Source organism: Clostridium sp. UBA7339 (genome assembly GCF_002470865.1).
Lineage (GTDB): Bacteria > Bacillota > Clostridia > Clostridiales > Clostridiaceae > Clostridium_J > Clostridium_J sulfidigenes.
Genome location: NZ_DKPI01000006.1, coordinates 1281100 through 1307327, shown reverse-complemented (window position 1 = coordinate 1307327; position 26228 = coordinate 1281100). Strand labels below are relative to the sequence as shown.

Sequence of the window (26228 nt, the reverse complement as noted above, 5' to 3'; positions counted from 1 at the left end):
CCGTCCTCCTCCACCATATAAGGTCGCATAGCTCAGCTGGGAGAGCACCTGCCTTACAAGCAGGGGGTCACAGGTTCGATCCCTGTTGCGACCACCATAATGAATTATAATTCATTAAATTTTAAAACTATATAATATGCTGGCATGGCTCAACGGTAGAGCAGCTGATTTGTAATCAGCAGGTTGTAGGTTCGATTCCTATTGCCAGCTCCATAAATGGAGGAGTTCCCGAGTGGCCNNCCGTCCTCCTCCACCATATAAGACACTAAGTTTACTTAGTGTCTTATTTTATTTCTAATAAAAGATAAAATAAGAATTGAATAAGTGTTTTATATTAATTGAATAAATCTGTTTATTAAGTTTAGAATATATTTAATGGCATATATAAAGTTGTTATAATGGTAAATATTAATTATTTATATTAATAGATAAGTGTGTTGACAGTTAAATTTCCCTATGCTATTATCTATGTATAAATTAATAATATAACTCTTATCAAGAGTGGTGGAGGGACAAAGGCCCAATGAAACCCAGCAACCGGCTATTAAAAGCAATGGTGCCAATTCCTGCAGTATTTTCTGCAAGATAAGAAAGTTTAGTTTGAAATATACTAACCTCTTCTTGTCTGATAAGAAGAGGTTTTAATTTTAAGTGTCGGTAATATCTAAATATTTAAGGAGGAAAATTCAATGAGAAGATTATTTACGTCAGAATCAGTAACTGAAGGACATCCAGATAAAATGTGTGATCAGATATCTGATTCAATACTAGATGCCATATTGGAAAAAGATCCCAATGCTAGGGTAGCTTGTGAAACTGCAACTACTACAGGAATGGTTCTTGTAATGGGAGAAATAAGTACAAACTGCTATGTAGACTTCCAAAAGGTTGTTAGAAATACAGTTGAAGAGATTGGATACAATAGAGCAAAATATGGATTTGATTGCAATACATGCTCAGTATTAACATCTATAGATGAGCAATCAGGTGATATTGCTATGGGAGTTGATGAAGCTTTAGAAAGTAAAGCAGGTCAAATGAACAATGATGAAGCTACAGGTGCTGGAGATCAAGGTATGATGTTCGGATTTGCTACAAATGAAACTGAAGAATATATGCCTCTTCCAATTGCTATGGCTCATAAATTATCAAGAAGACTAGCAGAAGTAAGAAAAAATGGAACTTTATCTTACTTAAGACCAGATGGAAAAACTCAAGTAACTGTAGAGTATGAAGACAATAAGCCAGTTAGAATAGATACTATAGTAATTTCAACTCAGCATTGTCCAGATGTTACAAGAGAACAAATTGAGAAGGATTTAAAAGAGCATGTTATAGCTCCGATAGTACCTGCTGATTTATTGGATGCAAGCACAAAATACTATATAAATCCTACAGGTAGATTTGTTATTGGAGGACCTCAAGGAGACTCAGGTCTTACAGGTAGAAAAATAATAGTAGATACCTATGGTGGATCTGGTAGACATGGCGGTGGGGCTTTCTCAGGAAAAGACCCAACAAAGGTAGATAGATCGGCTGCTTATGCATCAAGATGGGTAGCTAAAAACCTAGTAGCTGCTGGTGTTGCTGATAAGCTAGAAATACAACTTGCATATGCTATTGGTGTTGCTAGACCAGTATCTATACAAATTGATACTTTTGGAACTGGAAAACTTTCAGAAGATAAAATAGTAGATATAGTTAATAAAGTTTTTGACTTAAGACCATCATCTATTATAAAAGAATTAGATTTAAGAAGACCTATATATAAACAAACTGCTGCTTATGGTCACTTTGGAAGAAATGACTTAAACCTACCATGGGAGCAATTAAATAAGGTTGAAGAAATAAAGAAATATATATAAGTAATTAAAGATATATATTTACCAATAAGAATCCACATTAACAATATGATTTGTTAGTGTGGATTTTTTAAGTAGAGAACTCAAATCTACGATTTGGTGTGAATCACTTACTCAGCGAAGGTACTGAGTCGAGTTTCATTAAAAAGACTATAATTAAATTTGCATAGATTATGAAATTTAACAAGGATAATTATTTTTACTTTAAACTGAGTCATATTACTAAATCTTATTATATTATTAATATATATGAGATATAATTTGGTATAATAATAGTTATAGATAGATAATAATAGGTATTAGGAGAGATTTTATGATAACCATTGAAGGGATAGTTGAAACAATTGTATTTAGAAATGATGATAATGGGTATACAATATGTAAACTAAGGTGTGATAAGGAAGTTGTCACCATTGTTGGAACAATACCATTTATAAATGAATCCCAAGAATATAGTGTTCAAGGAGAGTGGACTGTTCATCCTAAGTTTGGTAAGCAGTTTAAAATAGAAAGCATACATGAAATAATACCTACAACTACTAGTGGCATCGAAAAATATTTAGCCAGTGGAGTCATTGAAGGTATAGGAAAGGTTACAGCAAAAAAAATAGTAGAATTTTTTGGAGAAGATACAATAAAAATATTAGATAGTAATATAGAAAAGCTTGAAGAGATTCCTGGCATAGGTAAAAAGAGGATAAATACCATTATGAAATCTTATTTAGAGCAGAGGGTTACTAAGGATATTATTATTTTCTTTCAAAGTTATGGCATAACTGTTAATATGGCTATGAAGATTTATAAGAAGTTTGGAGTTAACTGCATAAATATAGTTAAGGATAATCCATATATATTAACAGAATACATAAGTGGAATTGGGTTTAGAACAGCGGATTCCATAGCTAAGAGCTTGGGCATAGAGAAGGATTCTCTATTTAGAATAAAAAGTGGAGTCATATATATAATTAATGAATTTTGTGCTATAGGAAATACCTTTATACCTATTGATAGATTAAGGGATAAGGGAATGAAACTTCTGGAGATAGACAGTGAGAAATTTGATGAAGGAGTTTATGAACTGATAATTGATGGAAAGATTAAGGTAGAGGTAGTAGATAATATAGATGCGGTATATAATATGTCCTATCTTTATCTAGAGATGTCTGTAACACGTAAAATAGTAGAACTAGCCACTACTAATTATGATAAATTAAGTTTAAATGTAAATGAGAAAATTAATGACTTTGAAAGTAAAGTAAATATTAAATTAGCCAATTCTCAAAAAGAAGCTATAGAGGGTGCTTTTTTTAATGGGATAGAGGTTATAACAGGGGGACCTGGAACAGGAAAGACAACAATTATAAATTGCATTGTAAGTATTTTTGAGAGTTTAGGACTTAAGGTATTTATGGCTGCACCTACAGGAAGGGCAGCGAAAAGGATGGCTGAAGCTACAGGTAGAGAAGCAAAAACTATCCATAGACTTTTGGAAATAGGAAGTTATAGTGAAGAAGAGGTAGATGAAATAGAAAATGAAACATCTGCCATAGAGTGTGATGTTTTAATAGTGGATGAAGCCTCTATGGTAGATATAAGTCTTATGAATGCTCTTTTAAAAGCAATGCAAGTGGGAACTAGACTAATAATAGTAGGAGATGTGGATCAGCTACCATCAGTGGGACCAGGAAATGTTCTTAGGGATATCATAGAAAGCGATGCAGTAAAAGTTGTAAGACTTAATGAGATATTTAGACAAGGACAAGAAAGTATGATAGTACAAAATGCCCACTTAATAAATGAAGGAAAGATGCCTATTTTAAATACCAAAAATAGTGATTTCTATCTTGAAAGAGCTGCAGATAGTGAAGTGATGTTAGAAAAAATCATTGGATTAGTGAAAACGAGACTTCCTAAGTTTAATGTGGAATGGGATAGTGTTAGAGATATACAAGTATTATCACCTATGCGTAAGGGGATTATGGGAATAGATAATTTAAATATACAACTTCAGCAAGTGTTAAATCCTAAAAGTAAAGATAAGGATGAAGTTGAGATTAAAGATATGATTTTTAGAGTAGGAGATAAGGTTATGCAAATTAAAAATAACTATACTCTAAAGTGGAGCAAAAATAATTCCAGTGAAGAAGGTAAGGGTGTATTTAATGGAGATGTGGGGTATATAACAGAAATTAGTGAGGATGAGGATAAGATTACTGTATGCTTTGAAGATGATAAAATCGTAGAATATGAGGAAAGCGACTTAGATGAAATAACTTTAGCTTATGCAGTTACTATCCATAAGAGCCAAGGAAGTGAATTTCCTGTAGTTATTATGCCTATGTTTATGGGACCACCGCTACTGATGAATAGAAATTTACTTTACACTGGAATAACTAGGGCTAAGAAGTTAGTTGTATTGGTAGGTAATTCTAAAGTGGTTGAATTTATGAAAGATAACAATAGAAGTTTTGAGAGATATTCAGGACTTAAATGGAGAATAAGAGAGATAATTCATATGTAGGTAGGAGCGATTTTATGTCATTTATAAAAACCAATAGAGAGATAGTGGAGGCATCAAAGAAATCTATAGAAGATACCATATTAGATGGCGCTAAAAAGAAGATGCATAAAATAAATATAATTTCTGCATTAAATAATAAAAAACAAATCTTTAATAAGGTATTTAACTGGTGCTTTAAAGAAAGTAAAAAGATATTATATATAATAAATACAGATATAGAAGAGGTAAAGATATTAGGATTCATTAATAAAAATTTTATAAATTCTATTGAAGGTGAGAATGATATAGCATATACAGGTAAAGTTAATATATGTACCCACAGTAGAGCCTTATACTTAAAGGAGAAATTTGACTTTATTATATATGATGAAATAAATTCTAGGCCTATATATAGCAATGAATCTATAAATAAGCTAATGGAGTATCTATGTAATAACTATGGAACTATGATTAGTTATTCCATGGAACCAATTTTTCATAATGAGGTAATATTATATAATTTAAGAAAAGATAAACAAGTTCCTATTGCTGAACCTAGGGTTATGGTAACTAGAGTAAATATAGAAGAAGAAATACCTATGAGTGTATATGAATACCTAGAGTGGTCAATAAATACTAATAAGAAGGTTTTAATATATACTCCAGATGATGAGAAAACTCATAAGGTTTATAATTATCTTTCTAATATAGACCATAAGCTTACAAAAAATATATTTAAAGATATAACAGGAGATAGTGACAAGAAGGAACTGTCTAAATTTTTACTAGCAGAGTATGGTATATTGGTTACTAATAATTATAATGAGAACTATTATGAAGTGCATCCTTTGAATATTATGATTTTTTTTGCAGATAATGATAACTTTAATTATAAGGATTTGGTTTATATATCTAGTAAGATAAATAGAAGATCTATGACAGAGCGAGAAGAGGTTATTTTTCTTTGCAATAGTGAAACTGAGGATATGGATAGATGTAAAAATATTTTAAGGGAGTTAAATAAAAGAGCTTGGGAAGAGGGAGTTTTGAAATTATAAAACAGATAGTAGATAATATATTGTCCACTATATATGGGATAGATGATAAATGTATAATATGTGATGAATATGAAGATAAGGATTATATTTGTGAAAAATGTAAAAAGAGCATTAATATAATTAATCTAGAGTCCTCAATAACTCACCAAGATGAGGAATTTATAAGCTATTCTTTAGGATTCTACGGCTATGAATTAAAGAAATTGATTTTAAAACTTAAATACAATAAGAGTTTTTTAGCAGGAAAAATATTAGCAGGTTATATGAGTGATTTTATATTAGAAAATTTAAAGGATAAGATAGATATATTAACCTTTATTCCAAGTAGTAAATCTGCTTTAAAAAGTAGAGGGTTTAATCAATGTGAAGTACTTTGTAAATATATAAGTAAAAATTGTGAAATTCCTTACAAGGAATTGATTTATAAAGCAAGTGATAGTGCAGATCAAATTGGATTAGACAATATAAAAAGATGGGAAAATATAAAGGGTTCTTTTATAGTTAAAAATAAAAAAGAAATAGAAGGAAAGAGAGTACTCATTATCGATGATGTAATCACATCTGGAGCTACAGCCTTTTATGCGGCAAAAGCTATTAAGGAAATAAAGGCCAATGAAGTTTTTATATTGACAGTGGCAAAAAGTAGAGTATAATATAAGAGTCGGGTTTGTGGTTGAAAGTCGATGCCAGTCGCAGGCGAAACGATCCACGTAAGTTAAATAAAATGTTTAATGAGCATGGTGCGGCTTAGAAGTAAGTCCTACCGTATTATAATGCGAGAGGGTTAGTAGTGAGAGGGTAATTCTGGGTAGCAAAAGCTCCAGTAGGCGAGTGTGGGGTCAAAGACCAGGTCAAACGACATAAAGTGCCCTATTCTTAAGGGTTTGCAGGTTTACGGACCTGCACTTTTTTTATATTTTTTAAAAATTCCCGACCTAGAAATCATAAATCACCTCTATTTAGGTACACTTATCCTATAATTTTGAAGATCTTTCTTAGTGTTTTCTTTATTTATATGGGTGTAAATCTTATGAGTAATCTCAGAACCTTTTTTATGACCAACTATATCTTATATAATATATAATAATAGGTTCTAGAACACCATCAATAAATTAAATTTATTTTTATAAGGTTATTTGGAAGAATTTCAAAATTGCTATTTTTAAATGTATTTTTAAAATAACTGTTTTCTTTAGAAGTTTTATATGATTCAATAAAATTTTTAGCAGCATTACCTGCTATTATTATATATTCATCTTCTTGATATATAGAGTAATTACCATGGAATGTAGGTGCATTTAAATCCTTTTTAAAGAAAAAATATACTCTTTTATAAAATTTAGAACTTATTTCATCAGGATCGCCACTAAGAAAGCTATCATAAAAACGATTAACTATTATTGTATTCTTATTTTGTAATCTATTTATTTCATATGTGCCGATATAATTATGAAGAACAGATATTGAATAAATAGTTACTAGTATAAGCGTAAATCTTAATACATTTTTATCTCTTTTTATTTTTACATATATAGTTGCTATACATATATAGACTGTTAGATATGCATATATATATAAGTTATTCATAAGTGTAATTCCATTACTTTTTATAACTATAATTATAATTGGCATAACAAACAAAAGAGTAAGAGATATATTTTTTATTATTTCATTAATCTTTTTCATATTAGCCTCCATTACATATAATAAATATTTTATTATAATATATAATTTTAAACATTTAAGTATATAAGTAGAAATAGAAAAGGTTAGAATAAAATTATCATTATAAAATACGGGAAATTAAATTCTAGTTTTTGTGGTAAAAAGTTATTTTTGAATATTACTTTATATTTTGTGATACTAATGAGCAATCTTTTGGACTGCCTTTTATTTATTTAAAATTGAAAATTTATTTATGGTTAATTATAAGATGTGATTCTAGATGTTATTAATAAATTATGTAACAATTAGTTATTTGATATGTTATATCCAGCACATGTAATTTTATTATAACATAAAATATGAAAAAAATCATATACTATGTAAAGGCGATATAAGTCGTAGAGTGAAGGAAAAGTAAGCTAGAAAAGGCTAGAAAGAAAACTTTTCAGAATATTAAGTAAAGTCTTCTTGCAAGTATTTATAGTAAAGCTTAAAATATAATTACAAAATAGAAATATTAAAAGGAACCACAATAATCCTTTTTAATATGAGGGGAGCTGGAATTATGAAAGTTAGAGTTATAGGAAGAAATATCGAGGTTACTGAAGGGCTTAGAGCTGCAGTAGAAAAGAAGTTATCAAAATTGGATAAATTCTTTGTAAATAATGAGAATGCTACAGCTACACTAAGTGTGGAGAAGAATATACACAAAATTGAAGTAATAATTCCGTTTAACAGTGCATTATTAAGAGCAGAAGTAAGAAATGGAGATATGTATAATGCAATAGATACTGTAATTGACAAGCTTGAAGGTCAAATAAGAAAACAAAAAACTAAGCTTGAAAGAAGAAATTATGACAATTCTTTAAGATTTAATAATATAGAACGCTATGCTGACTATGATGAAGAAAAAGAGCCAAGGATAGTAAAGACTAAAAGATTTGCCATAAAACCTATGAGCCAAGAAGAAGCAGTGTTACAAATGGAACTTTTAGGACATGATTTCTACGTATTTATGAATGGCGATACAGAGGAAGTAAATGTTGTTTATAAAAGAAAAGATGGAAATTATGGTTTAATTGAACAAGATTTCTAAATTTAATTTTAAAGAAAAGTTAAAAATATACTTATTATATTAATAAAAACTCTATGGCATTAGCTATAGAGTTTTTTATAGTAACAGAAATTATTAATTCTATGTTAAAATAGAGCTTTAATTTACTTATTTTGGATGAAAATTATAGGTATAAAGTTGAAGTGAGAAAGAATAACTGATATAATCTTAATTAGTATTTATGTGATGATTATAGCTAACAAACCTTAGATAGAAAGAGTGAGGATGATTTTAGATGAAAATATTTAATAAGATATTTGGTACCTACAGTGAAAGAGAAATTAAAAGAATTATGCCAATAGTTAAAAAGGTTAATTCTCTTGAGGAGATTATAGAAAAATTAAGTGATGAAGAATTGAAACAAAAAACAGAAGAATTTAAAGGTAGATTAAAAAAGGGTGAGACTTTAGATGATATTCTTCCAGAAGCTTTTGCGGTAGTTAGAGAAGCATCTAAAAGAGTTCTTGGTCTTAGACATTATGATGTTCAGATTATAGGTGGAGTTGTCTTACACCAAGGTAGAGTTTCAGAGATGAGAACAGGAGAAGGTAAAACTTTAGTTGCCACTCTACCATCTTATTTAAATGCCTTAGCTGGTAAGGGTGTGCACATAATCACAGTTAATGACTATCTTGCTAAGAGAGATAGAGATGAAATGGGAAGAGTTCATGAATTTCTAGGTCTTACAGTAGGAGTTATAGTTCATGGTCAAACTCAGATAGAAAAACAACAAATGTATAATTGTGATATCACTTATGGTACTAATAATGAATTTGGATTCGACTACCTAAGGGATAACATGGTAGTTTATAAAGAAGAAAAAGTTCAAAGAGAATTAAACTATGTTATTGTGGATGAGGTTGACTCAATACTTATAGATGAGGCTAGAACTCCACTTATAATATCAGGTCAAGGAGATAAGTCTACTGATTTTTATAGAATTGCAGACTTCTTCGTTAAGGGATTATTAGAAGAAGATTATTTAATAGATGAAAAGAGAAATTCCGTTATTCTTACTGATGAAGGTATAGCAAAGGCAGAAAAGTACTTCCACTTAGAAAATTATGCAGATCCTGAAAATATGGATATTCAACACCATTTAGTTCAAGCGTTAAAGGCAAATCACATAATGAAGAATGAAAAGGACTATATAGTAAAAGATGGAGAAGTAGTTATTGTTGATGACTTTACAGGAAGACTTATGGAAGGTAGAAGATATAGTGATGGATTACATCAAGCTATTGAAGCAAAAGAGGGGGTTAAGGTTGAAAAAGAGTCTAAAACTCTTGCAACTATAACGTTCCAAAACTACTTTAGAATGTATACTAAGCTTGCAGGTATGACTGGTACTGCTGAGACTGAAGAAGCTGAATTTAGAGATATTTATGGTCTTGATGTAATAGTAATACCAACTCATATGCCGATAGCAAGAGTAGACCATCCAGATGTTGTTTATAAGACTATTAAAGGAAAATATAAGTGTTTAGTAGATGAGATAACTGAAACTCATAAAAAAGGTCAGCCAGTTTTAGTTGGTACAGTAAGTATAGATAAGTCTGAAGTAATTTCTGCTATGCTTAAGAAAAAAGGAATACCACACCAAGTATTAAATGCCAAGTACCATGAAAGAGAAGCAGAAATTGTAGCATTAGCTGGACAAAAGGGTGCTGTAACTATTGCTACTAACATGGCTGGTAGAGGTACTGATATTAAGCTTGGAGAAGGAGTAGTAGAACTTGGAGGCTTAAAGATATTAGGTACAGAAAGACATGAATCAAGACGTATAGATAACCAATTAAGAGGACGTTCTGGTCGTCAAGGTGACCCAGGTGAATCTAGATTCTATATTTGTCTTGAAGATGATTTAATGAGAATATTTGGTTCTGAGAGACTTGGAGGTATGATTGATAAATTAGGGCTTCAAGAAGAAGATGCCATTGAGAGTAAAATGGTTAGTGGGGCTATAGAAAGTGCACAAAGAAAAGTTGAAGGAAATAACTTTGATGTTAGAAAGAATGTTGTTAAATATGACGACGTAATGAATAAACAAAGAGAAATTATTTATAAACAAAGACAAGAAGTTCTTATGGGAGCTAATATAAAAGATCAAATACAAACAATGATACAGGATGTTATAGAAAGTTCAGTTAATACTCATATTAGTGGTGTAGATGATACTTTTGAAGATGAATTAAATAAATTAGTAAAATACATGGAAGATATATATCTACCTAAAGATACTGTTACAGTAGATGAAATTGCTAAGTTATCTAATAATGAGATTGTAGAATTATTACTAGATAAAGCAATAGAATTATATGCTGAAAAAGAAGTAGAATTTGGCGAAGAGCAAATGAGAGAAATTGAAAGAGTTATCCTACTTAAGATAGTTGATTCTAAGTGGATGGATCATATTGATAGTATGGATCACTTAAAACAAGGTATAGGACTTAGAGCATATAAGCAACAAGATCCAGCTCAAGCATATCAAATGGAAGGTAGCGAAATGTTTGCGGAAATGATAGAAAATATTAAGCATGAAACAGTTAAGTATCTATTCCATGTTAAAGTTGAGAAGGCTCCAGAAAGAGAAAGAGTAGCTGAAATAACTTCAACTAATGAGGATAATTCTTTAAAGAAAGAGCCAGTAAAAAAACAAGCTAAACCAAATAGGAATGACCCATGTCCATGTGGATCAGGATATAAATATAAGAACTGTTGTGGAAGAGGAGAATAAAAGTGATATTACAATTAGAAGAATGCTTAAATGAAGTAAATGTCATCAGTGGAAAATTACAAGAATTGAAGGTGTCTCTTTGACATAGCAGCAGAAGAAAAGAAATTATCTGAACTTGAGTTTAAAATGCAGGAAGTGGATTTTTGGAGTGATATAAATAAGGCACAAGAAATTACTCAGAATGCTAAATCGATAAAGGATAAGTTAGATAATTTTAATAATTTGGATATTAGAACAGAGGATGTTCAAATTTTGATAGAGATGAGTTTGGAGGAGGAGGATTCCTCCTCTTACAAGGATATAAAAAGTGAATTAAAGTCCATAGGAGAAGAGATAGAAAATCTTAATATAGAAACTCTTTTAAGTGGAGAATATGATAGAAACAATGCTATACTGGAGCTTCATACAGGTGCTGGAGGTAACGATGCCCAGGACTGGACTAATATGCTATACAGAATGTATACTAGATGGTGCGAGGCCCATAGTTTTAAGATTACAGTTTTAAACTATGTGGCAGATGATGAAGCTGGAATTAAAGCAGTTACTATTAAGGTTACTGGAGATTTTGCCTATGGATATTTAAAATCAGAAAAGGGTGTTCATAGGTTGGTTAGGATATCACCCTATAACTCTAGTGGAAAAAGACAGACATCCTTTGCTGGATGTGAAGTTTTACCAGAGCTTACTGAAAATCAAGATATAGAAATTAGGTCAGAGGATTTAAAAATAGATACCTATAGATCTAGTGGGTCAGGTGGACAGCATGTAAATACTACAGATTCTGCAGTAAGAATAACCCATATACCTACTAATATCATAGTGCAATGTCAAAATGAAAGAAGTCAGCACACTAATAAGGAGTATGCTTTAAAGATGCTGAAAGCTAAGCTTATAGACATTAAAATTCGTGAGCATAAGGATAAAATTGAGGATATAACAGGGGAAATAAAGGATAATGCATGGGGAAGTCAGATAAGATCCTATGTATTCCACCCTTATAATTTAGTTAAGGATCATAGAACTGGAGCTGAAACTTCTAATGTAGGTTCAGTAATGGATGGAAATATAGATATGTTTATAAATGAATATCTAAAACAAATAAAAGAGTAGTTTCAATTAACTACTCTTTTTTGTATTGTAATAGATAGCACTTAGAATTAGAGAAGCACCTAAGGATAGAAATAGAATTAATTCTAAATGATTATATAATATATTACTAGAATAACTATCTTTAAATATTTGAGTTTTCATAACACTAAAGCATCTATCAATTGCTTCTTCACTAATATATTCTATTTTATCATTTGGGGTATGAATTCTAGATAAATCATAGTCACAAAGGGTTACAGCCTCAATCCCTGCATCTACAAAGGAACCATGGTCACTAGAATTCTCAAAGATGTAATTAAAATATATTTTTTTATCTTGGAATGCCTTAGTTAATTCTTCTACTATAGGAGTTTTAGCCGTATTAGTTTTACCAGCCATAATGCAAAGAGGGGTACCGTCATAGCTTCCAATCATATCAAAGTTATAAACCCTACTTCCAGATATTAAGTCCCTATATTCTTCTACAAAGGCTTTAGAGCCTTTAAGTCCAAATTCTTCAGCATTAAAGGAAACAAAGATTATATCTCTATCAGGAATGCCTAAGGTTTTAATGTACTTAGCAAGCTCTAAGAGAAATGATACTCCAGAAGCATTATCCAAAGCTCCATTATAAACAGTTCCACCTAGATCAGTACCTATATGATCGAAGTGGGCACCTAGGATTAAAGGTGGAAGAGATGAATCTTTACCTTTAATTACACCTACTATATTATTGATACTTGCTTCTTCTATAGAATAAGGGATATAGGTGTAGATTGAAAAACCTTCATTTAAATAACTTTCTATTTCGGTAAGAGTTTCCTTTGTCACTGTAATAAACAGCCCTTTGTTACTCTCTTCGTAAAAAGAACTTCTAAACCCAAGAGTATTATTAGAAGAAGTATAAAATATTGCAGTTCCCATGTCATTAGAAACTGCTATTGCATCATTGTTTCTAGAAGAGACATCTAAGTTATCAAACTCTATCTCTGTATTCCTAAAGTTAAGCAAATCTTCTTTGTAATTAACACCGTATTCTAAAATCTTATGTATTTTCTTATCTTTATCAATAACTGCAATCATAGGTTCATCTGACAAACTCTTAGGGTAATTTACTTGAAAGCTTTGGTAATAGCCATTACTTAGGGGTTCTAATCCTATGTGTTCAAACTCATCCTTTATATAGGCGCCAACTAAAGCATTTTCTAAGGTTCCACTTAATCGACCTTTAAACTCATCAGAAGATAGATAATGGATAGTTTCTTTTACTTCCTTAGCATCGAAGTTTTTAGTTAGCATTAGGCTATTATAACTGATGGAAGAAAGGATTAGGGAAAAGGTTAAAAGAGAAGAAACTATAAATTTTTTCATGGCATCACCTTAAACATTACTATATTAGTATATGTATGAAAAAGTTATTTTGATTATGATAAATTTGCTAATAATGTGATAAAATTAAAGAATACTATGCTTAGAACAATCAGGAGGAGTAAAGATGTCAATTATAAACGAGAAGTTAATTAAAGAGTTTCCTATGAGCAAGTCTCAAGTGGAGGATGTAATAGAATTATTAGATGAGGGTAATACAGTGCCTTTTATAGCCAGATATAGAAAAGAAAAAACCGGTGGTCTTGATGATGTAATCTTAAGAAAATTTTCAGAAAGACTTACATATCTAAGAAATCTTCAAAATAGAAAGGAAGATGTTATTAGATTAATTGATGAGCAAGAAAAACTAACAGATGAAATTAAAATTTCTTTAGATAAAGCTGAAACTTTAACAGAAGTAGAAGATATTTATAGACCATTTAAGCCTAAAAAGAGAACAAGAGCTATAATAGCTACAGAGAAGGGATTAGTACCATTAAGTGAGTATATCTTATCTGGAGGGGGAGAAAAATCTCCTGAGGAGTATGCTGCAGAGTTTATAGATGAAGATAAAGGCGTAACTTCTATAGATGAAGCATTACAAGGAGCTATGGATATTATCAGTGAAAAGATTAGTGATAATGCTAAGTTTAGAAAGTGGATAAGAGATTATGTGGTAAACAATGGAGTTATAGAAACTAAAGGAAGCAGTGAAGAGAGAACTCAATATGAAATGTATTATGAGTATAGTGAAAAGGTAAAATTCATACCTTCTCATAGAATTCTTGCTATAAATAGAGGAGAAAATGAAAAAGTTCTTTCAGTCAAGATTACCTGTGATGTAGAAAAAATAAAAAGCTATATAAGCAAATTTATGGTCACTGATAATATGAAGTGCAATGAGTGTATTAATACCAGTATTGATGACTCTATAAAGAGATTAATATATCCATCTATTGAAAGAGAAGTACGTAATATGCTTACAGAAAAAGGAGAAGATGGGGCTATAAAAATATTTAAAGAAAACCTTAAGGCGCTTCTTATGTCTCCACCTATAAAGGGAAAAACTGTAATGGGCTTTGATCCAGGTTTTAGAACTGGATGTAAAGTAGCAATTCTTGATGATACAGGTAAGTTTTTAGAGTATGTTACAGTTCATGCTACAGCTGCAAGTGAAGCTAAGGTTAAAGAGGCTAAAGAATTATTAAAGAAGATGATGATAAAACACAATGTAGATGTAGTTTCTCTTGGAAATGGTACTGCCTGTAGAGAGTCAGAAGAGATATTAGGGGAAGTTATAGCACAGATAAAGAAAGAAACAGGTAAAGATATATATTATGTAATAGTATCTGAAGCAGGGGCCTCAGTTTATTCTGCATCAGAGCTTGCAACAAAAGAATATCCAAATTTAGATGTTACGGTAAGAGGAGCTATATCCATAGGAAGAAGGCTTCAAGATCCTCTTGCTGAGTTAGTAAAGATAGATCCTAAATCTATAGGAGTAGGTCAATATCAGCATGATGTTACTGTAAAAAGATTAGATGAATCTCTAAAAAATATAGTTGAAGATTGTGTTAACAATGTAGGAGTAGATTTAAATACAGCAACACCAGCACTTTTATCTTATATTTCTGGAATAAATTCTGGTATAGCTCAGAATATAGTTGCCTATAGGGATGAAACAGGCAAGTTTAAATCAAGAAAAGAGCTTTTAAAGGTAAAGAGGTTAGGAGCTAAGGCCTATGAGCAATGTGCAGGATTCTTGAGAGTTGATAGTAGCAAGGAACCTTTAGACGGTACATCTGTCCATCCGGAAAGCTATGAGGCTTGCAAAAAACTTATGACTATCCTAGGATATGATGGTAAAGATTTAAGTAGTAAAAATATAGAGGGTATAGATGAAAAGGTTAAAGAGGTAGGAGTATTTAATTTAGCTAAAGAAGTAGGTATAGGAGAACCAACTCTTTTAGATATCATAAAAGAACTTAAAAAACCAGGAAGAGATCCTAGAGAAGAAATGCCAAAACCAATATTTAAAACTGGGGTTATGGAATTATCTCAGCTTAAAAAAGGAATGAAATTATTAGGAACCGTTAGAAATGTATCGGATTTTGGTGCCTTTGTAGATATTGGAGTACACCAAGATGGTCTTGTTCATAAAAGTCAATTAAGTGATAGATTTGTTAAGCATCCACTAGATGTGGTTAAGCTAGGAGATGTAGTAGAGGTTACAGTAATAGATATTGATGAGAAGAGAAATAGGATATCTTTATCAATGAAAAAAGATGTAGAGTTAAAATAAACTCTGTTTATGTGGAATAACACTTAAAAAGTAAGATATAAGTTTAAAAATATCGTTAAAAAAATATCTATTTTATCTATGAATTTTAAAAAATATATTGAAGTGTAATGATTTTAATGGTAAGATTAAAGTGTAATAAAAGTTAATAATGCACTTCAGGGCGGGGCGTAATTCCCCACCGGCGGTAAAGCCCGCGAGCCGAAAGGCTGATTCGGTGAAACTCCGAAGCCGACAGTATAGTCTGGATGAAAGAAGTAGGTATATAGTATTTTAGTGATGCTTGTTTTAGCCCTGATTTTTAATCAGGGCTTTTTTAGATTTGTTATAAGTATTATATTTAACAATCAAGTTCTAATGAACAGTATTAATGAGACAGTCATTAGAGAAATAACAAATCTGAAGGCATTAGGGTACTATAAACAGAATTCTTAGCTTCTTTGAAGGTTAGGAATCGTTATCCAGAGACGTAGACACTCTTAATACCCACTTCGAAGAAGATGAGAATATTAAAGTGGATAGTCATCGGATAAATTCACCCTATGAAGTATGCAGTAAACTTAGGGGGTATTAATAATGAACACATCTAAAAATGTAAACAGGTTAGTAAAAATCTCTTTATTAGTAGCAATAGCATTTATATTAATGTTATTTGAATTTCCAATACCAGGATTTCCACCATTTTTAAAACTTGATCTTAGTGATTTACCAGCACTTATAGGTGGATTTGCATTGGGACCAGTGGCAGGAGTAATTATAGAAGGTGGAAAAGTAATATTAAATCTAGTTTTTCATGGCACTTACACCGGTGGAGTTGGAGAATTTGCTAACTTTTTAATTGGTGGGTCTTTTGTGTTTGTAGCATCATATGTTTATCATAAAAATAAAACTAAAAAGAGTGCAATTATAGGATTAATTTTAGGAACTATAATAATGACTATAGTAGGAGCAGTATTTAATTACTTTATACTAATTCCATTATATGCTACAATAATGGGTGGCATGGCTAATGTTATAGGAGCATCAGCAGCAGGAAACTCTAATATTTCTAGCTTAACAGGAATAATTGTTCTAGGAATAACTCCTTTTAATATTATAAAAGGGGCCATAGTATCTCTTATAACCTTCGTATCTTATAAGAGAATATCACCACTACTAAATAGAGAGAATGTTTTAGCTGAACAAGCTATGAAAAAGGGTGCCTAATAAAAATGTACTAAATCATATCTTTAACAATTTAAAAAATAAGTTGAAGTTAAAATTAAAATATATAAAGATAATTTACAAAAAGACGATAAAAGAAAAATTCTTTTATCGTCTTTAAAATTTTAATATATACCACCTATATGTTGTGGTTCCACATAATGTATCCATCTTCTTTTGGATGTTGATAATAGTTTTTCCTTATACCTTCTACAGAAAAATGGTGTTTTTTATAAAGATTTATTGCAGCTATATTAGAGGCTCTAACCTCTAGAGTCATAGAAACAATATTTATATCCTTAGCAATTGTAATGAGGTTTTCTACTACCACATCTCCAAAATTATTTCTTCTATAGTCGGGATGAACTGCTATATTGGTTATATGACCTTCATCAAAGACAACCCACATTCCACCGAAGGCTACAACTTTATTACCTAACTTTACAACTATATAGACAGCGTTTTTATTAATTAGTTCTTTTTCCATAGATAGGAGAGACCAAGGGCTTGAGAAGCTTAGGTCTGAAATTTCTTTAACTCCTAATATATTAAGGGAACTCATTCTTTCAACGGTTACATCAGTCATGATTTTTTACCTTTTCTTCATATTCACGCTCGGCTTGGCAAAGTCTAAGATATACAGGTGAACTACTAAGTACATTATCACCTTCATTGTTTATTAATCTAAGATAGCCTAAGTAGCCTATAGAAGATGCCTTTGTCACATTGATATGACTAGGTGCTATGGAAGCATTAGGTAGAGAAGTTAATATGGCATCCTTAAATTTTGATGTACCATCACCTATAAAAGTAATAGGCTCATTAAATCCTGAGCATTTATTTATTACATCTTCCATTGATAATAATTCAGGCTCACCTAAGACTACTAAATTATTATTTTCAAATTTATAGAAATTAGTATATACATTACCCCTCAACGCATCAATTATAGGACAAATAATACCTTGGATATTAAAGAGATTATTTGCAAGTCCATCTAAAGAATTTATAGACACAAAGGGTTTATTAGTTGCTTGCACAAGACCTTTTATAGTGGACATACCGATTCTAAGACCAGTAAAAGAACCAGGGCCGCTAGAAACTACAAAGCCTTCTATATCTGATATGGATAAACCACAATTTTTTAAAAGGTTATCTATCATAGGCATCATAATTACAGAGTGTTGCTTTTTATAATTTATAATAGTTTCCCCTAATATCTTATCGCTATCAATAATAGCCGCAGTTGCACATTCAGTTGCAGAATCTAAGGATAAAATCTTCATAGCTTCAACTCCTTTATATAATTATATCTATCATTAGTATAGGAAAGAGTAATCTTTCTATAGGTTTCACCTAAGTCTGGAAGTTTAGCTATGTTTATAGTTAAACTTTCTTCTGGTATTAAATCTTCGATATAGTTAGCCCATTCAATGACGCTAACTCCATTTCCAAATATATATTCATCAAAGCCGATGGCAGCAATCTCATCGGGATCATTTACTCTATACACATCAAAATGATACAATTTTAATCTACCTTCATATTCATTAATAATTGTAAAGGTAGGACTAGTTATACATTCATCTATGCCAAGACCTTTTGCAATTCCTTTGGTAAGATGAGTCTTACCAGTACCAAGATCACCTATAAGGCATAAAACATCATTTTCTTTACACATTTTTCCTAGCTGTATACCTAGGGAATCTAATTCATCAACATTACTAACTATAAATTCCATATGATTCACCTCATTAATATTTTAGCCTAAAAGAAAAAAAATGAAAAGCAAATAGTAAAATTACTTTTCATTAAATAACTGTATAATAATTAAATTAAGGTTTCTTTTCTACCCGAGATACTAAAGTATTTTTAAAATGTCTTACTGCATTACCACAAATTAAGTTCCTATTTACCATATCATCTAATATATTAAATGCTTCGTACATATACATACCTTTTCTATAGGGCCTATCAGCAGTTAAAGATTGATATATATCACATACTCCAATAATGCGGCATTCTTCACTAAGGTCCTCAGCCTTAAGTCTTCGTGGATAGCCTTTACCATTTAATTTTTCATGATGACTAGAAGCCCATAAACTAATATCAGATATGTGGTCTATTTTATCTAGAATTAATTTAGTATAGTAGGTATGAGATTTGATAATAGAATATTCTTCTTCTGTTAAAGGACCATCTTTGTCCAATATACTGATGGGAATAGCTAATTTTCCAATATCGTGAAGTAATCCTGCAATTTTCATTTTAAGACACTTTTCTTCAGTGTAGCCTAAATGCTTAGAAACATTATAAGCTAAAGTAGCAATTTCTTTAGAATGTTCTGCAGTAAAAGAACTCTTATTATCAATAATACTTGCAAATACATCAGCAATTGCTTCAAATTCCGATAGAGAGATAAAAATATCTTTCTCCGGTATTATATTATCAAGTATGAAATTCATATTAGGTAAATTTATAAGGTTTAACCAAAACTCTTCTTTGTCAGCTACCATGAGAAAAGCTTTTACAACCTGTGGTGAAAATAAAGTTTCATTGTGTAGTTTTACCCAATCAATAAGAATATCCTTTTGGATGTGGTAAGGTTTAGAATAATCTACCTGGATTTCAATTAAATCAGCTATTCTGAGAATTTGAGCTTCTATAGGAATTAGTGAACTTTTTAATTTTAAGCATCCACTACCATCATAATTTTCATGATGATAACGTATTATATCATATACTTGTATTAAGGATGGAATACGTTGAATCATTTCAGAGCCAGCAATGCAATGCTTTTTTATATACCATTTTGAGGTGTGAGACTCATCAAATATATTTTGAGTTCCAATATCATGAATCATACAAGCAATATATAAATTGTAGTAAGAATTTTCATCTAGTTTCATAGTTTGAGCAATTTCTAAGGCTATATATGAGGTGCATCTAGAATGATTAGAAAATTGCTTATTTGAAATATCTTTAGCATGTGTTGGGTTTATAACATCCTCAAATTTACCCCAATCATTGTCTGTAAGATCCAAGGATAATGATAGAGCAGAAACTATATTCTTTATACTAATATTCATTTTGTCCTCCAAAGCATACCATTTATCTATATAAAAATTTTAGCATATTTGGCAGTGGAATGGTACTAAATATTGTAAAAGTAAATTTATATTTAAGTAAACAAATCTATATATTTTACGTATTATATTTTGGATACGTAAAATAGTAATAATTGATGCAATAATCAAAATATATTTAATATATTAATAATGAAATATATTAAAATACTAACATAGTATACTAAAATAAGGTATAATATAGAATAACAAATAAGTAGAGGAGGATAAATTATGTTTGTAAATAATTTGATGTTATCTAGAGAAAAGTTAATAACTGTAACACCAAAGGTAACCATAGGAGAAGCTCTTAAGGTAATGGAAGAAAATAAGTTTTTATCCATACCAGTAGTAGAAGGAGATAAATTCTGTGGAGTAATTTCAAAAGAGCAAATATACACATACTACTATGAAAAATCTATAGAGAGACAGTGTTTACTATCAGATTTTCTAGTTGAAAATGTAATGAGAACTGATGTACCATCAATAACTCCTTTTAATGAAATTGAAGAGGCTGCACATTTCCTAGAAACTAAAAGTGTTTCCTTTGTACCAGTAATAAATAAAAATGGAGAAATGCAAGGAATAGTAACACATCACGGTATTTTTCATCAATTTACAGAATTGTTTGGATTAAATAAAGGTAAACGATTAGCTGTAATTGCTTATGACATACCTGGACAAATATCTAAACTATCAAAAATAATTACTGAAAACAAAGGGCAAATTATAAGCTTTGTAGTTGTTGATCCTAAGAGCATAACAGAAGTTAAAGAGATAGTAATAAGATTAAGCACAGACAATATGGATGAAATTCTTGAGAAGGTGAAAGAAGCTGGATTCAAGATACAGTAGCATATCGTTGAGTATGTAGGTGAACTACATACTCAACAGTACATAACTATATATTAAGAAAAGATTAATATATTTTAAATACATAATTAATACAGTAGTAATTTGAATACTTTTATAATATACTAATTTACAAACATATTTCTTAAATTTATTTCCTATATTCTATGATTATGGGGAATAAAAGTGATTATAAATTAGATTTAATAAATAATAAGATACTAAAATACAAATTAATGGGATAAAATAAATAATGTGATAGAAGAAATATTGTATTCAAGGAGCTGGTTAAAATTAGTGATGTAATAGATTTTAATGAACTGAAAAATAAGGCTACAGATAAAGATGTAGACAAATTTGAGGATTACATATATTCTATGTATTATTCAATGGCTCAAGGGAAGCTATCTATGGCGGAAATGAGCAGAGAAATATTTAAGTATATGAAGGAAAATAATATATCTCAAGAGAAATTTATGAATATCCAGAATAAGGTCATGGAGAGGTATGGAATTTCTACTGAAGATGTAGAAAGCCAAATGAAGTCTATGGGTGTAGAAAATCCTCTAAGTGGATTAGGTATTGAGTATGAAGATGCAAGAAAAATGGTTGGGTTTCAAGAAAAGTATAAAGGGAAGCTTAAAGTAAAAAGTGTAACTTCATATAGCATTAAGAATGACAAGAATGATTTAGAGATAATGCTTCAAGATGAGAATGTTATATTAAAAAGTTTTGGGAAAATAGATTTAACTGATAATGAGTTAAATGAATTTTTATGTTCCTATAAAAAGGTAATGAATAATAAGATGCTAAATATTTCAATATGTGAGAATACTTCCACTTATTTATACTAGTATTGACTTAAGAATATGTTGAATAATTTATATAAAACCTCTTGCATTTATGTTTATTATATAATATAATAAACGAGTAACGAAGGGGTATAGCTCAATTGGTAGAGTAGCGGTCTCCAAAACCGTTGGTTCCGGGTTCAAGTCCTCGTGCCCCTGCCATAAGGAAAGCCAGTAAATTCAACGATTTGCTGGTTTTTTATTTTTCAGTAAAATTGGGTACTAACTAAGAAATGGGTACTATTTGGGTACTACTAGATTAAAAAGTTAATATTAGATACTATAAATTACAACAAGAAAGCAAGGTATTTTAGCCTTGCTTTTTATTTTCGATATTTTTATTAAAAAGATTTTCAAGCTTATCAGCTGCTTCAGTATCCGCCTTTTTTAAGCTGTGTGAATATATATCTGTAGTAGTTGAAGTTCTAGCATGACCTAACCTTTTACTAACTGTAGTTACATCTACACCCTGGTTAATTAGTAAGGTAGCACTTGTATGTCTTAATCCATGAAAATTAACATTATCTAATATATATTTCTTCTTATCTTCTTTAGATATGGTGTCATTACTCATAATAGCTTCATTATGCCTTTTAATGAACTTATTGAACCATTTACTTATGGTACTTGGAAACATAGGCTTACCGTCAAGTGTGGTGAATATATTTGTATATTCATCATTCCATAAGTCACCTAAATTAGCCTTTTCACAATTCTGCCAAAACTTATATTCCTTTAAAAGAGTTATAGCAGATCCAGGAAGTGAAATAATTCTATTGCTAGTTTCATTTTTAGTGGATTTAACAAAAGTGCCTTTACCCTTTAAATGCTGCAATGATTTATTTATTCTTAAAAGACCAGTGTCAAAGTCTACATCTTGCCATTCTAAAGCGGTTAATTCACCCATTCTCATTCCACCATAAATGGCTAATGTTATCATAGTTCTATATTTAATTGGTTCCTTCTCCATAAGTTCAAGAATATATTCCGTTTGCTCTATATTGAAATGTTTAGCTTCTTTCTTTTCTACCTTTGGGGGTTTTACTCTTGAAGCTGGGTTATTTAATAGGAATTGCCATTGTACCGCACAAGTAAGAATACTTGATATTAATCTATGGTGATGTAGAATAGTCCTCTCTGATAACCCTCCAGGCTTTTTATCCGTACGAATACCATCTTCACGTAGGTTATTATAGAACTCTGTTAAATGAGTAGGTTGAAGTTTATTAAGCTTTAGATGTCCTAAACCTGGAATGATACGTGTATTCAATAGTTCTTTATATCTATATAATGTTTTGGGTGCTAATTCATGTTCCGCATAATCTTTTAACCACTTCTCGATAAAATCCTCAAAGGTTACCTTATCAGTATCTAAAAATAAACCTTTTTCTATTTCATTTTTAAGTAGTATCCACTGTTTATTAGCTTCTTCCATCTGCTTATCGTGTTTAACATGAGATAAATCTACTGTCTTACGTTTAACTATCTTCTTACCATTCCTATCATATCCACATGATACTGTGAGCCTGTAGGAGTTCTCTCCTCGTTTTTCTATAGCCGCCATATATTCACCTTATTTCTATTAAATTCATATCCACCAAAATGGAGGGGTTCGACTAGATGTCGAGGTTCGTCATAATGACGAGGGTTATAGGATTTATATTCCGGAGCCTATGGGGTAGGTGATACACCAATGCCCTTAATAGTAGTAACCTCATAAATAATATTTTGATAATGCAATTTTACGTTTTCTGAATAGTTTACTCAACGCAAAATTGTGGTGAGTAGCTTCAATTCACTGTTAGAGTTTTAATAGTGTGTTTGAAACCACAAGTTTGTTGTTTTAGAATAGATTGCAATTTGCTAATTTTAACGGGCTCATTTTTAAGTTGGTTGAAGTTACTATATATAGGTGAATCACTAGATAGTGCTAGAGTTGTTTGCCTAGTTTTATATTATGGCAATTATTTATTTAAAGAATGATCGATTATAGTATTCACAATAGCTGTAATTTCATTAGCTTTTTCAACAGCAATTTTCCCATCAAGTCCTTTGTCAATCAAATAGTTTTCCAAATAATATTTAAAGTTCATATCATTAATATCCATACCATTTGAGTTAAATATTAAATCATGTTCATTAATATTTAAAGCTTTAGCAATTCTAGTAATATGATGTGATAATAACGTTGGCATATCATCATCTATAATAGCTTTAACTCTTCTTAAACTAACTTGAGCAAGCTCAGATACGTCTTCTATTGTTAAATTATTCTCTTTTAAAATTGATAAGAACTTCTCTTTATCAATAGGATAATCAAGAATAGTATTTTTATTTATGAAATCATGATTATTTATACGGGCTAAATCCACTGGAGTAATTTCAGCTCCTAAAAGTTGATAAACACTAACATCAAGATATTTAGCAATTTTGTTTAGTATATCAGTAGGTGGTGTTCTATTGTTATTTTCATAATTAGAATAAGTAGAATATGGGATGTCTACTAGTTTTGACATTTCCTTTTGAGTTATTCCTTTTGATTTTCGGATTTTTTTTATAGTATCACCAATTTTAATTAATTCATTAAGACCCATCTAATCACACTCCTTTAACTAATATAATAATGATAAATATTCAAAATTGCAAATAAATGTTTTAAAAGGATTGGAACAATATTGACATATTCAATAATGAATAGTAATATAATAATATAATAAGTATTCAATAATGAATATAGGGGGAGCGGAAATGAATATTAATATTAAGAAATTAAGGATAGCTCAAGCGAAGGCTTGTATATCTACAAATGAATTAGTCGAGAGAACTGGATTGGGAAGATCCACTATATCAAAAATACTAAATGGAGTAAATACTCCATCTGTAAAAAGTGCTGGATTAATTGCAAGAGCTTTAAATACAGAAATAACAGAATTGCTACTAGATGAAGAATAAACACGATTTAAGCAAAGGAAATCAATACACCTAAAAACATTTTAAATCATTTTTAGTCACATATAAGCAAGAAATTCACATCAATAATGACATTGCATAGTAAAGACATAAAAGAAGTATCTGAGACTTATAACAATGAATAGGTATAAACAGATTAGACATTAGCAAATCATAGAAAAACATTATTAAATAAGGGGGATTAAGTTATGGGTAGAAAGGCTTATATAAAACAAGCAGCAGAGGAATTAGACCTTACAGAATATCAACTAAGAAGAATGGCTAAAGAGGGGAAAGTACCTTTTTTAAAATCTGGAGTAAAGTATATCTTTGATATTGAATTGTGTGAGGAATTTCTTAGAAAACAAGCGTTGGAGAATACTAAGCAATCAGAACCACTTAAACAGTATGGTGTACTAAGAAGGGTTGGAATTGATTAATTTATTGAAGGAGGATGATTATGAGTATAAAAATTTTAAATAAATATATTGAACTTTGTGTTGAGTTTAATAAAGAACCTTCACTAGAGGGATTAAGATATTTTAAAAGAGCCCTTAAAAGTTAGGAGAGGTAATAATGCCGACTATATATAAGTGCAGAGGTAGTAAAGAAGGTGGTGACCATGTAAATGGTAGACTATGGGAATTATAGATGGTTGCAATACAACACTATTATAGACAATACAGAACTTGACTTAAAGGAAAAAGGGTTATTGTTAGTTATGTTTAGATATGTAAATTATGAAAAGGGATATGCAGACCCAAGCAGGACATTAATTAAGAAACTAACGGGAATAAAAAAAGATGAAACTTTAGATAAGATATTCAATTCTCTAATCGATAAAGGCGTTTTAATCAGAGAAAGTGGGAAAGGTGGAAGAAGTAAGTATTTCATAAAAGTAGGTGGAGAAATTACAACCAATACTAAGGTAGTTCCTAGTGAGGAAGTTATTCCGGTGGAGGAGAAAAAACAAAAGATAGAAAAAAATAATAATGCACATAACGAGTTCTTTGAAGAATGTTGGAGTTTATACCCTAGAAAAATAGGCAAAGGAAAGATTTCAGCAACTAAAAAGAAAGCATTATATAAGTTGAATGACGAGTTTAAGAGGTGTATAGAAAGATACATTAAGGAATGTAAAAATACAGAGGAAAGATATATACAGCATGGGAGTACATTTTTCAACAGTGGTTATGTTGATTTTCTTGATAAAAACTATAGCGAAAATAAATGCAATAATCAAAATACATCAGTAAGAAAGGTCGCTGATTTTTAATGAATAAAGAAGTTTTTAAAAAACAAATGGATATATTACTTATAGCATATCCGAATTGGAGGATAAAAGAAACTGATCCTACTACTATGAAGGTGTGGTATGAGTCATTAACTGAAAATGGATTTAATGATGATAACTTTCCTAAAGTGGTAAAGGCTTATATGACAAGTGAATACTTACCTCCTACAATTGCAAGTTTAATTGATTGTAAGAAGAAAAATGGACTATATGAGAAGAAAAAACCAAAGTTGAATTTTGTGTATAGAGATTTATAGAGGTG

23 protein-coding genes, 3 tRNA genes and 2 riboswitches are annotated in these 26228 nt (G+C 30.4%); of the genes, 18 read left to right on the top strand and 8 right to left on the bottom strand.

Features of this window, described 5'->3' with window-relative positions; genetic code table 11:
* Positions 1 to 21: 21 nt before the first annotated feature.
* From B2S02_RS09640 to B2S02_RS09615, 6 genes are all read left to right on the top strand, one after another.
* Positions 22 to 97, top strand: a tRNA-Val gene (locus tag B2S02_RS09640).
* Positions 98 to 138: 41 nt separating this feature from the next.
* Positions 139 to 213: transfer RNA gene (locus B2S02_RS09635), tRNA-Thr, on the top strand.
* Between the two features lie 276 nt (positions 214 to 489).
* A riboswitch (SAM riboswitch) is annotated at positions 490 to 592 on the top strand.
* Positions 593 to 689: 97 nt separating this feature from the next.
* Positions 690 to 1865, top strand: coding sequence for a methionine adenosyltransferase (metK, locus tag B2S02_RS09630; RefSeq protein WP_346847012.1), 1176 nt, complete (start codon positions 690 to 692; stop codon positions 1863 to 1865).
* A 310-nt stretch (positions 1866 to 2175) separates the two neighbouring features.
* Entirely contained in the window at positions 2176 to 4383 is a 2208-nt protein-coding gene (locus tag B2S02_RS09625; RefSeq protein ID WP_346920648.1) for an ATP-dependent RecD-like DNA helicase, read from the top strand.
* Positions 4384 to 4397: 14 nt separating this feature from the next.
* On the top strand, positions 4398 to 5420 hold the full coding sequence (locus B2S02_RS09620) for a hypothetical protein (RefSeq protein ID WP_346847014.1): 1023 nt from the start codon (positions 4398 to 4400) through the stop codon (positions 5418 to 5420).
* Complete coding sequence (locus B2S02_RS09615; protein ID WP_346847015.1) at positions 5393 to 6073, top strand: ComF family protein; 681 nt, start codon at positions 5393 to 5395, stop codon at positions 6071 to 6073. The genes B2S02_RS09620 and B2S02_RS09615 overlap by 28 nt, the downstream gene beginning before the upstream one ends.
* A gap of 451 nt (positions 6074 to 6524) precedes the next feature.
* Here B2S02_RS09615 and B2S02_RS09610 read toward each other — a convergent pair whose 3' ends face one another.
* A complete protein-coding gene (locus tag B2S02_RS09610; protein WP_346847016.1) occupies positions 6525 to 7106 on the bottom strand; it encodes a hypothetical protein in 582 nt (193 codons plus the stop codon).
* 544 nt (positions 7107 to 7650) lie between these two features.
* Between B2S02_RS09610 and hpf the strand changes: the two genes are divergently transcribed.
* From hpf to prfB, 3 genes are all read left to right on the top strand, one after another.
* Positions 7651 to 8181: a ribosome hibernation-promoting factor, HPF/YfiA family gene (gene hpf, locus B2S02_RS09605; protein ID WP_150844074.1), complete on the top strand. Its 531-nt coding sequence runs from the start codon at positions 7651 to 7653 to the stop codon at positions 8179 to 8181.
* Positions 8182 to 8434: 253 nt separating this feature from the next.
* Positions 8435 to 10936, top strand: coding sequence for a preprotein translocase subunit SecA (gene secA, locus B2S02_RS09600; RefSeq protein ID WP_346847017.1), 2502 nt, complete (start codon positions 8435 to 8437; stop codon positions 10934 to 10936).
* A gap of 2 nt (positions 10937 to 10938) precedes the next feature.
* Positions 10939 to 12046, top strand: a protein-coding gene (gene prfB / locus B2S02_RS09595) for a peptide chain release factor 2 (protein WP_346920647.1) whose coding sequence is annotated in 2 segments (ribosomal slippage) — positions 10939 to 11016 and positions 11018 to 12046 — 1107 coding nt in all. Because the reading frame shifts where the segments join, the coding sequence is not laid out codon by codon here.
* A gap of 6 nt (positions 12047 to 12052) precedes the next feature.
* Here the strand turns inward: prfB and B2S02_RS09590 are convergent.
* Positions 12053 to 13396 carry a M28 family metallopeptidase gene (locus tag B2S02_RS09590; protein ID WP_346877574.1) on the bottom strand — a complete coding sequence of 448 codons (1344 nt, stop codon included), beginning with the start codon at positions 13394 to 13396 and terminating at the stop codon, positions 12053 to 12055.
* A 124-nt stretch (positions 13397 to 13520) separates the two neighbouring features.
* Between B2S02_RS09590 and B2S02_RS09585 the strand changes: the two genes are divergently transcribed.
* Together B2S02_RS09585 and B2S02_RS09580 are read left to right on the top strand one after the other, a co-directional pair.
* Positions 13521 to 15695, top strand: coding sequence for a Tex family protein (locus B2S02_RS09585; RefSeq protein ID WP_346920646.1), 2175 nt, complete (start codon positions 13521 to 13523; stop codon positions 15693 to 15695).
* 147 nt (positions 15696 to 15842) lie between these two features.
* Positions 15843 to 15956: riboswitch (FMN riboswitch) on the top strand.
* Between the two features lie 312 nt (positions 15957 to 16268).
* Complete coding sequence (locus B2S02_RS09580; protein WP_035129749.1) at positions 16269 to 16898, top strand: ECF transporter S component; 630 nt, start codon at positions 16269 to 16271, stop codon at positions 16896 to 16898.
* 136 nt (positions 16899 to 17034) lie between these two features.
* Here B2S02_RS09580 and rimI read toward each other — a convergent pair whose 3' ends face one another.
* The 4 genes from rimI to B2S02_RS09560 all read right to left on the bottom strand — a co-directional run bounded on the left by rimI (position 17035) and on the right by B2S02_RS09560 (position 19984).
* Positions 17035 to 17481 (bottom strand): ribosomal protein S18-alanine N-acetyltransferase, encoded by a 447-nt coding sequence (rimI, locus tag B2S02_RS09575; protein ID WP_346847021.1) that lies wholly within the window; start codon positions 17479 to 17481, stop codon positions 17035 to 17037.
* Positions 17474 to 18181: a tRNA (adenosine(37)-N6)-threonylcarbamoyltransferase complex dimerization subunit type 1 TsaB gene (gene tsaB, locus B2S02_RS09570; RefSeq protein ID WP_346920645.1), complete on the bottom strand. Its 708-nt coding sequence runs from the start codon at positions 18179 to 18181 to the stop codon at positions 17474 to 17476. The genes rimI and tsaB overlap by 8 nt, the downstream gene beginning before the upstream one ends.
* Positions 18178 to 18636 (bottom strand): tRNA (adenosine(37)-N6)-threonylcarbamoyltransferase complex ATPase subunit type 1 TsaE, encoded by a 459-nt coding sequence (gene tsaE, locus B2S02_RS09565; RefSeq protein WP_346920644.1) that lies wholly within the window; start codon positions 18634 to 18636, stop codon positions 18178 to 18180. Before tsaE ends, tsaB begins: the two co-directional genes overlap by 4 nt.
* Before the next feature lie 94 nt (positions 18637 to 18730).
* Positions 18731 to 19984 (bottom strand): HD-GYP domain-containing protein, encoded by a 1254-nt coding sequence (locus tag B2S02_RS09560; protein ID WP_346847024.1) that lies wholly within the window; start codon positions 19982 to 19984, stop codon positions 18731 to 18733.
* Positions 19985 to 20254: 270 nt separating this feature from the next.
* Here B2S02_RS09560 and B2S02_RS09555 point away from each other — a divergent pair, with 270 nt between their 5' ends.
* The 3 genes from B2S02_RS09555 to B2S02_RS09545 all read left to right on the top strand — a co-directional run bounded on the left by B2S02_RS09555 (position 20255) and on the right by B2S02_RS09545 (position 21885).
* The gene (locus B2S02_RS09555) at positions 20255 to 20875 is read left to right on the top strand and encodes a CBS domain-containing protein (RefSeq protein WP_035129736.1); all 621 of its coding nucleotides are present in this window, start codon (positions 20255 to 20257) and stop codon (positions 20873 to 20875) included.
* Between the two features lie 290 nt (positions 20876 to 21165).
* Positions 21166 to 21726 carry a DUF3867 domain-containing protein gene (locus B2S02_RS09550; RefSeq protein ID WP_346847427.1) on the top strand — a complete coding sequence of 187 codons (561 nt, stop codon included), beginning with the start codon at positions 21166 to 21168 and terminating at the stop codon, positions 21724 to 21726.
* Between the two features lie 83 nt (positions 21727 to 21809).
* A tRNA-Trp gene (locus B2S02_RS09545) sits at positions 21810 to 21885 on the top strand.
* 148 nt (positions 21886 to 22033) lie between these two features.
* Here the strand turns inward: B2S02_RS09545 and B2S02_RS09540 are convergent.
* The gene (locus B2S02_RS09540; protein ID WP_346920643.1) at positions 22034 to 23287 is read right to left on the bottom strand and encodes a site-specific integrase; all 1254 of its coding nucleotides are present in this window, start codon (positions 23285 to 23287) and stop codon (positions 22034 to 22036) included.
* Between the two features lie 400 nt (positions 23288 to 23687).
* Positions 23688 to 24317: a helix-turn-helix transcriptional regulator gene (locus B2S02_RS09535; protein ID WP_346920642.1), complete on the bottom strand. Its 630-nt coding sequence runs from the start codon at positions 24315 to 24317 to the stop codon at positions 23688 to 23690.
* A gap of 154 nt (positions 24318 to 24471) precedes the next feature.
* Here B2S02_RS09535 and B2S02_RS09530 point away from each other — a divergent pair, with 154 nt between their 5' ends.
* From B2S02_RS09530 to B2S02_RS09515, 4 genes are all read left to right on the top strand, one after another.
* The gene (locus B2S02_RS09530; RefSeq protein ID WP_346920641.1) at positions 24472 to 24675 is read left to right on the top strand and encodes a helix-turn-helix transcriptional regulator; all 204 of its coding nucleotides are present in this window, start codon (positions 24472 to 24474) and stop codon (positions 24673 to 24675) included.
* A gap of 206 nt (positions 24676 to 24881) precedes the next feature.
* Positions 24882 to 25112, top strand: a complete 231-nt coding sequence (locus B2S02_RS09525; RefSeq protein ID WP_346920640.1) for a hypothetical protein — start codon at positions 24882 to 24884, stop codon at positions 25110 to 25112.
* Between the two features lie 188 nt (positions 25113 to 25300).
* Positions 25301 to 25948, top strand: a complete 648-nt coding sequence (locus B2S02_RS09520) for a hypothetical protein (RefSeq protein WP_346920639.1) — start codon at positions 25301 to 25303, stop codon at positions 25946 to 25948.
* Positions 25948 to 26223, top strand: a complete 276-nt coding sequence (locus B2S02_RS09515; protein WP_346920638.1) for a hypothetical protein — start codon at positions 25948 to 25950, stop codon at positions 26221 to 26223. The genes B2S02_RS09520 and B2S02_RS09515 overlap by 1 nt, the downstream gene beginning before the upstream one ends.
* The last annotated feature ends 5 nt before the right edge of the window (positions 26224 to 26228 follow it).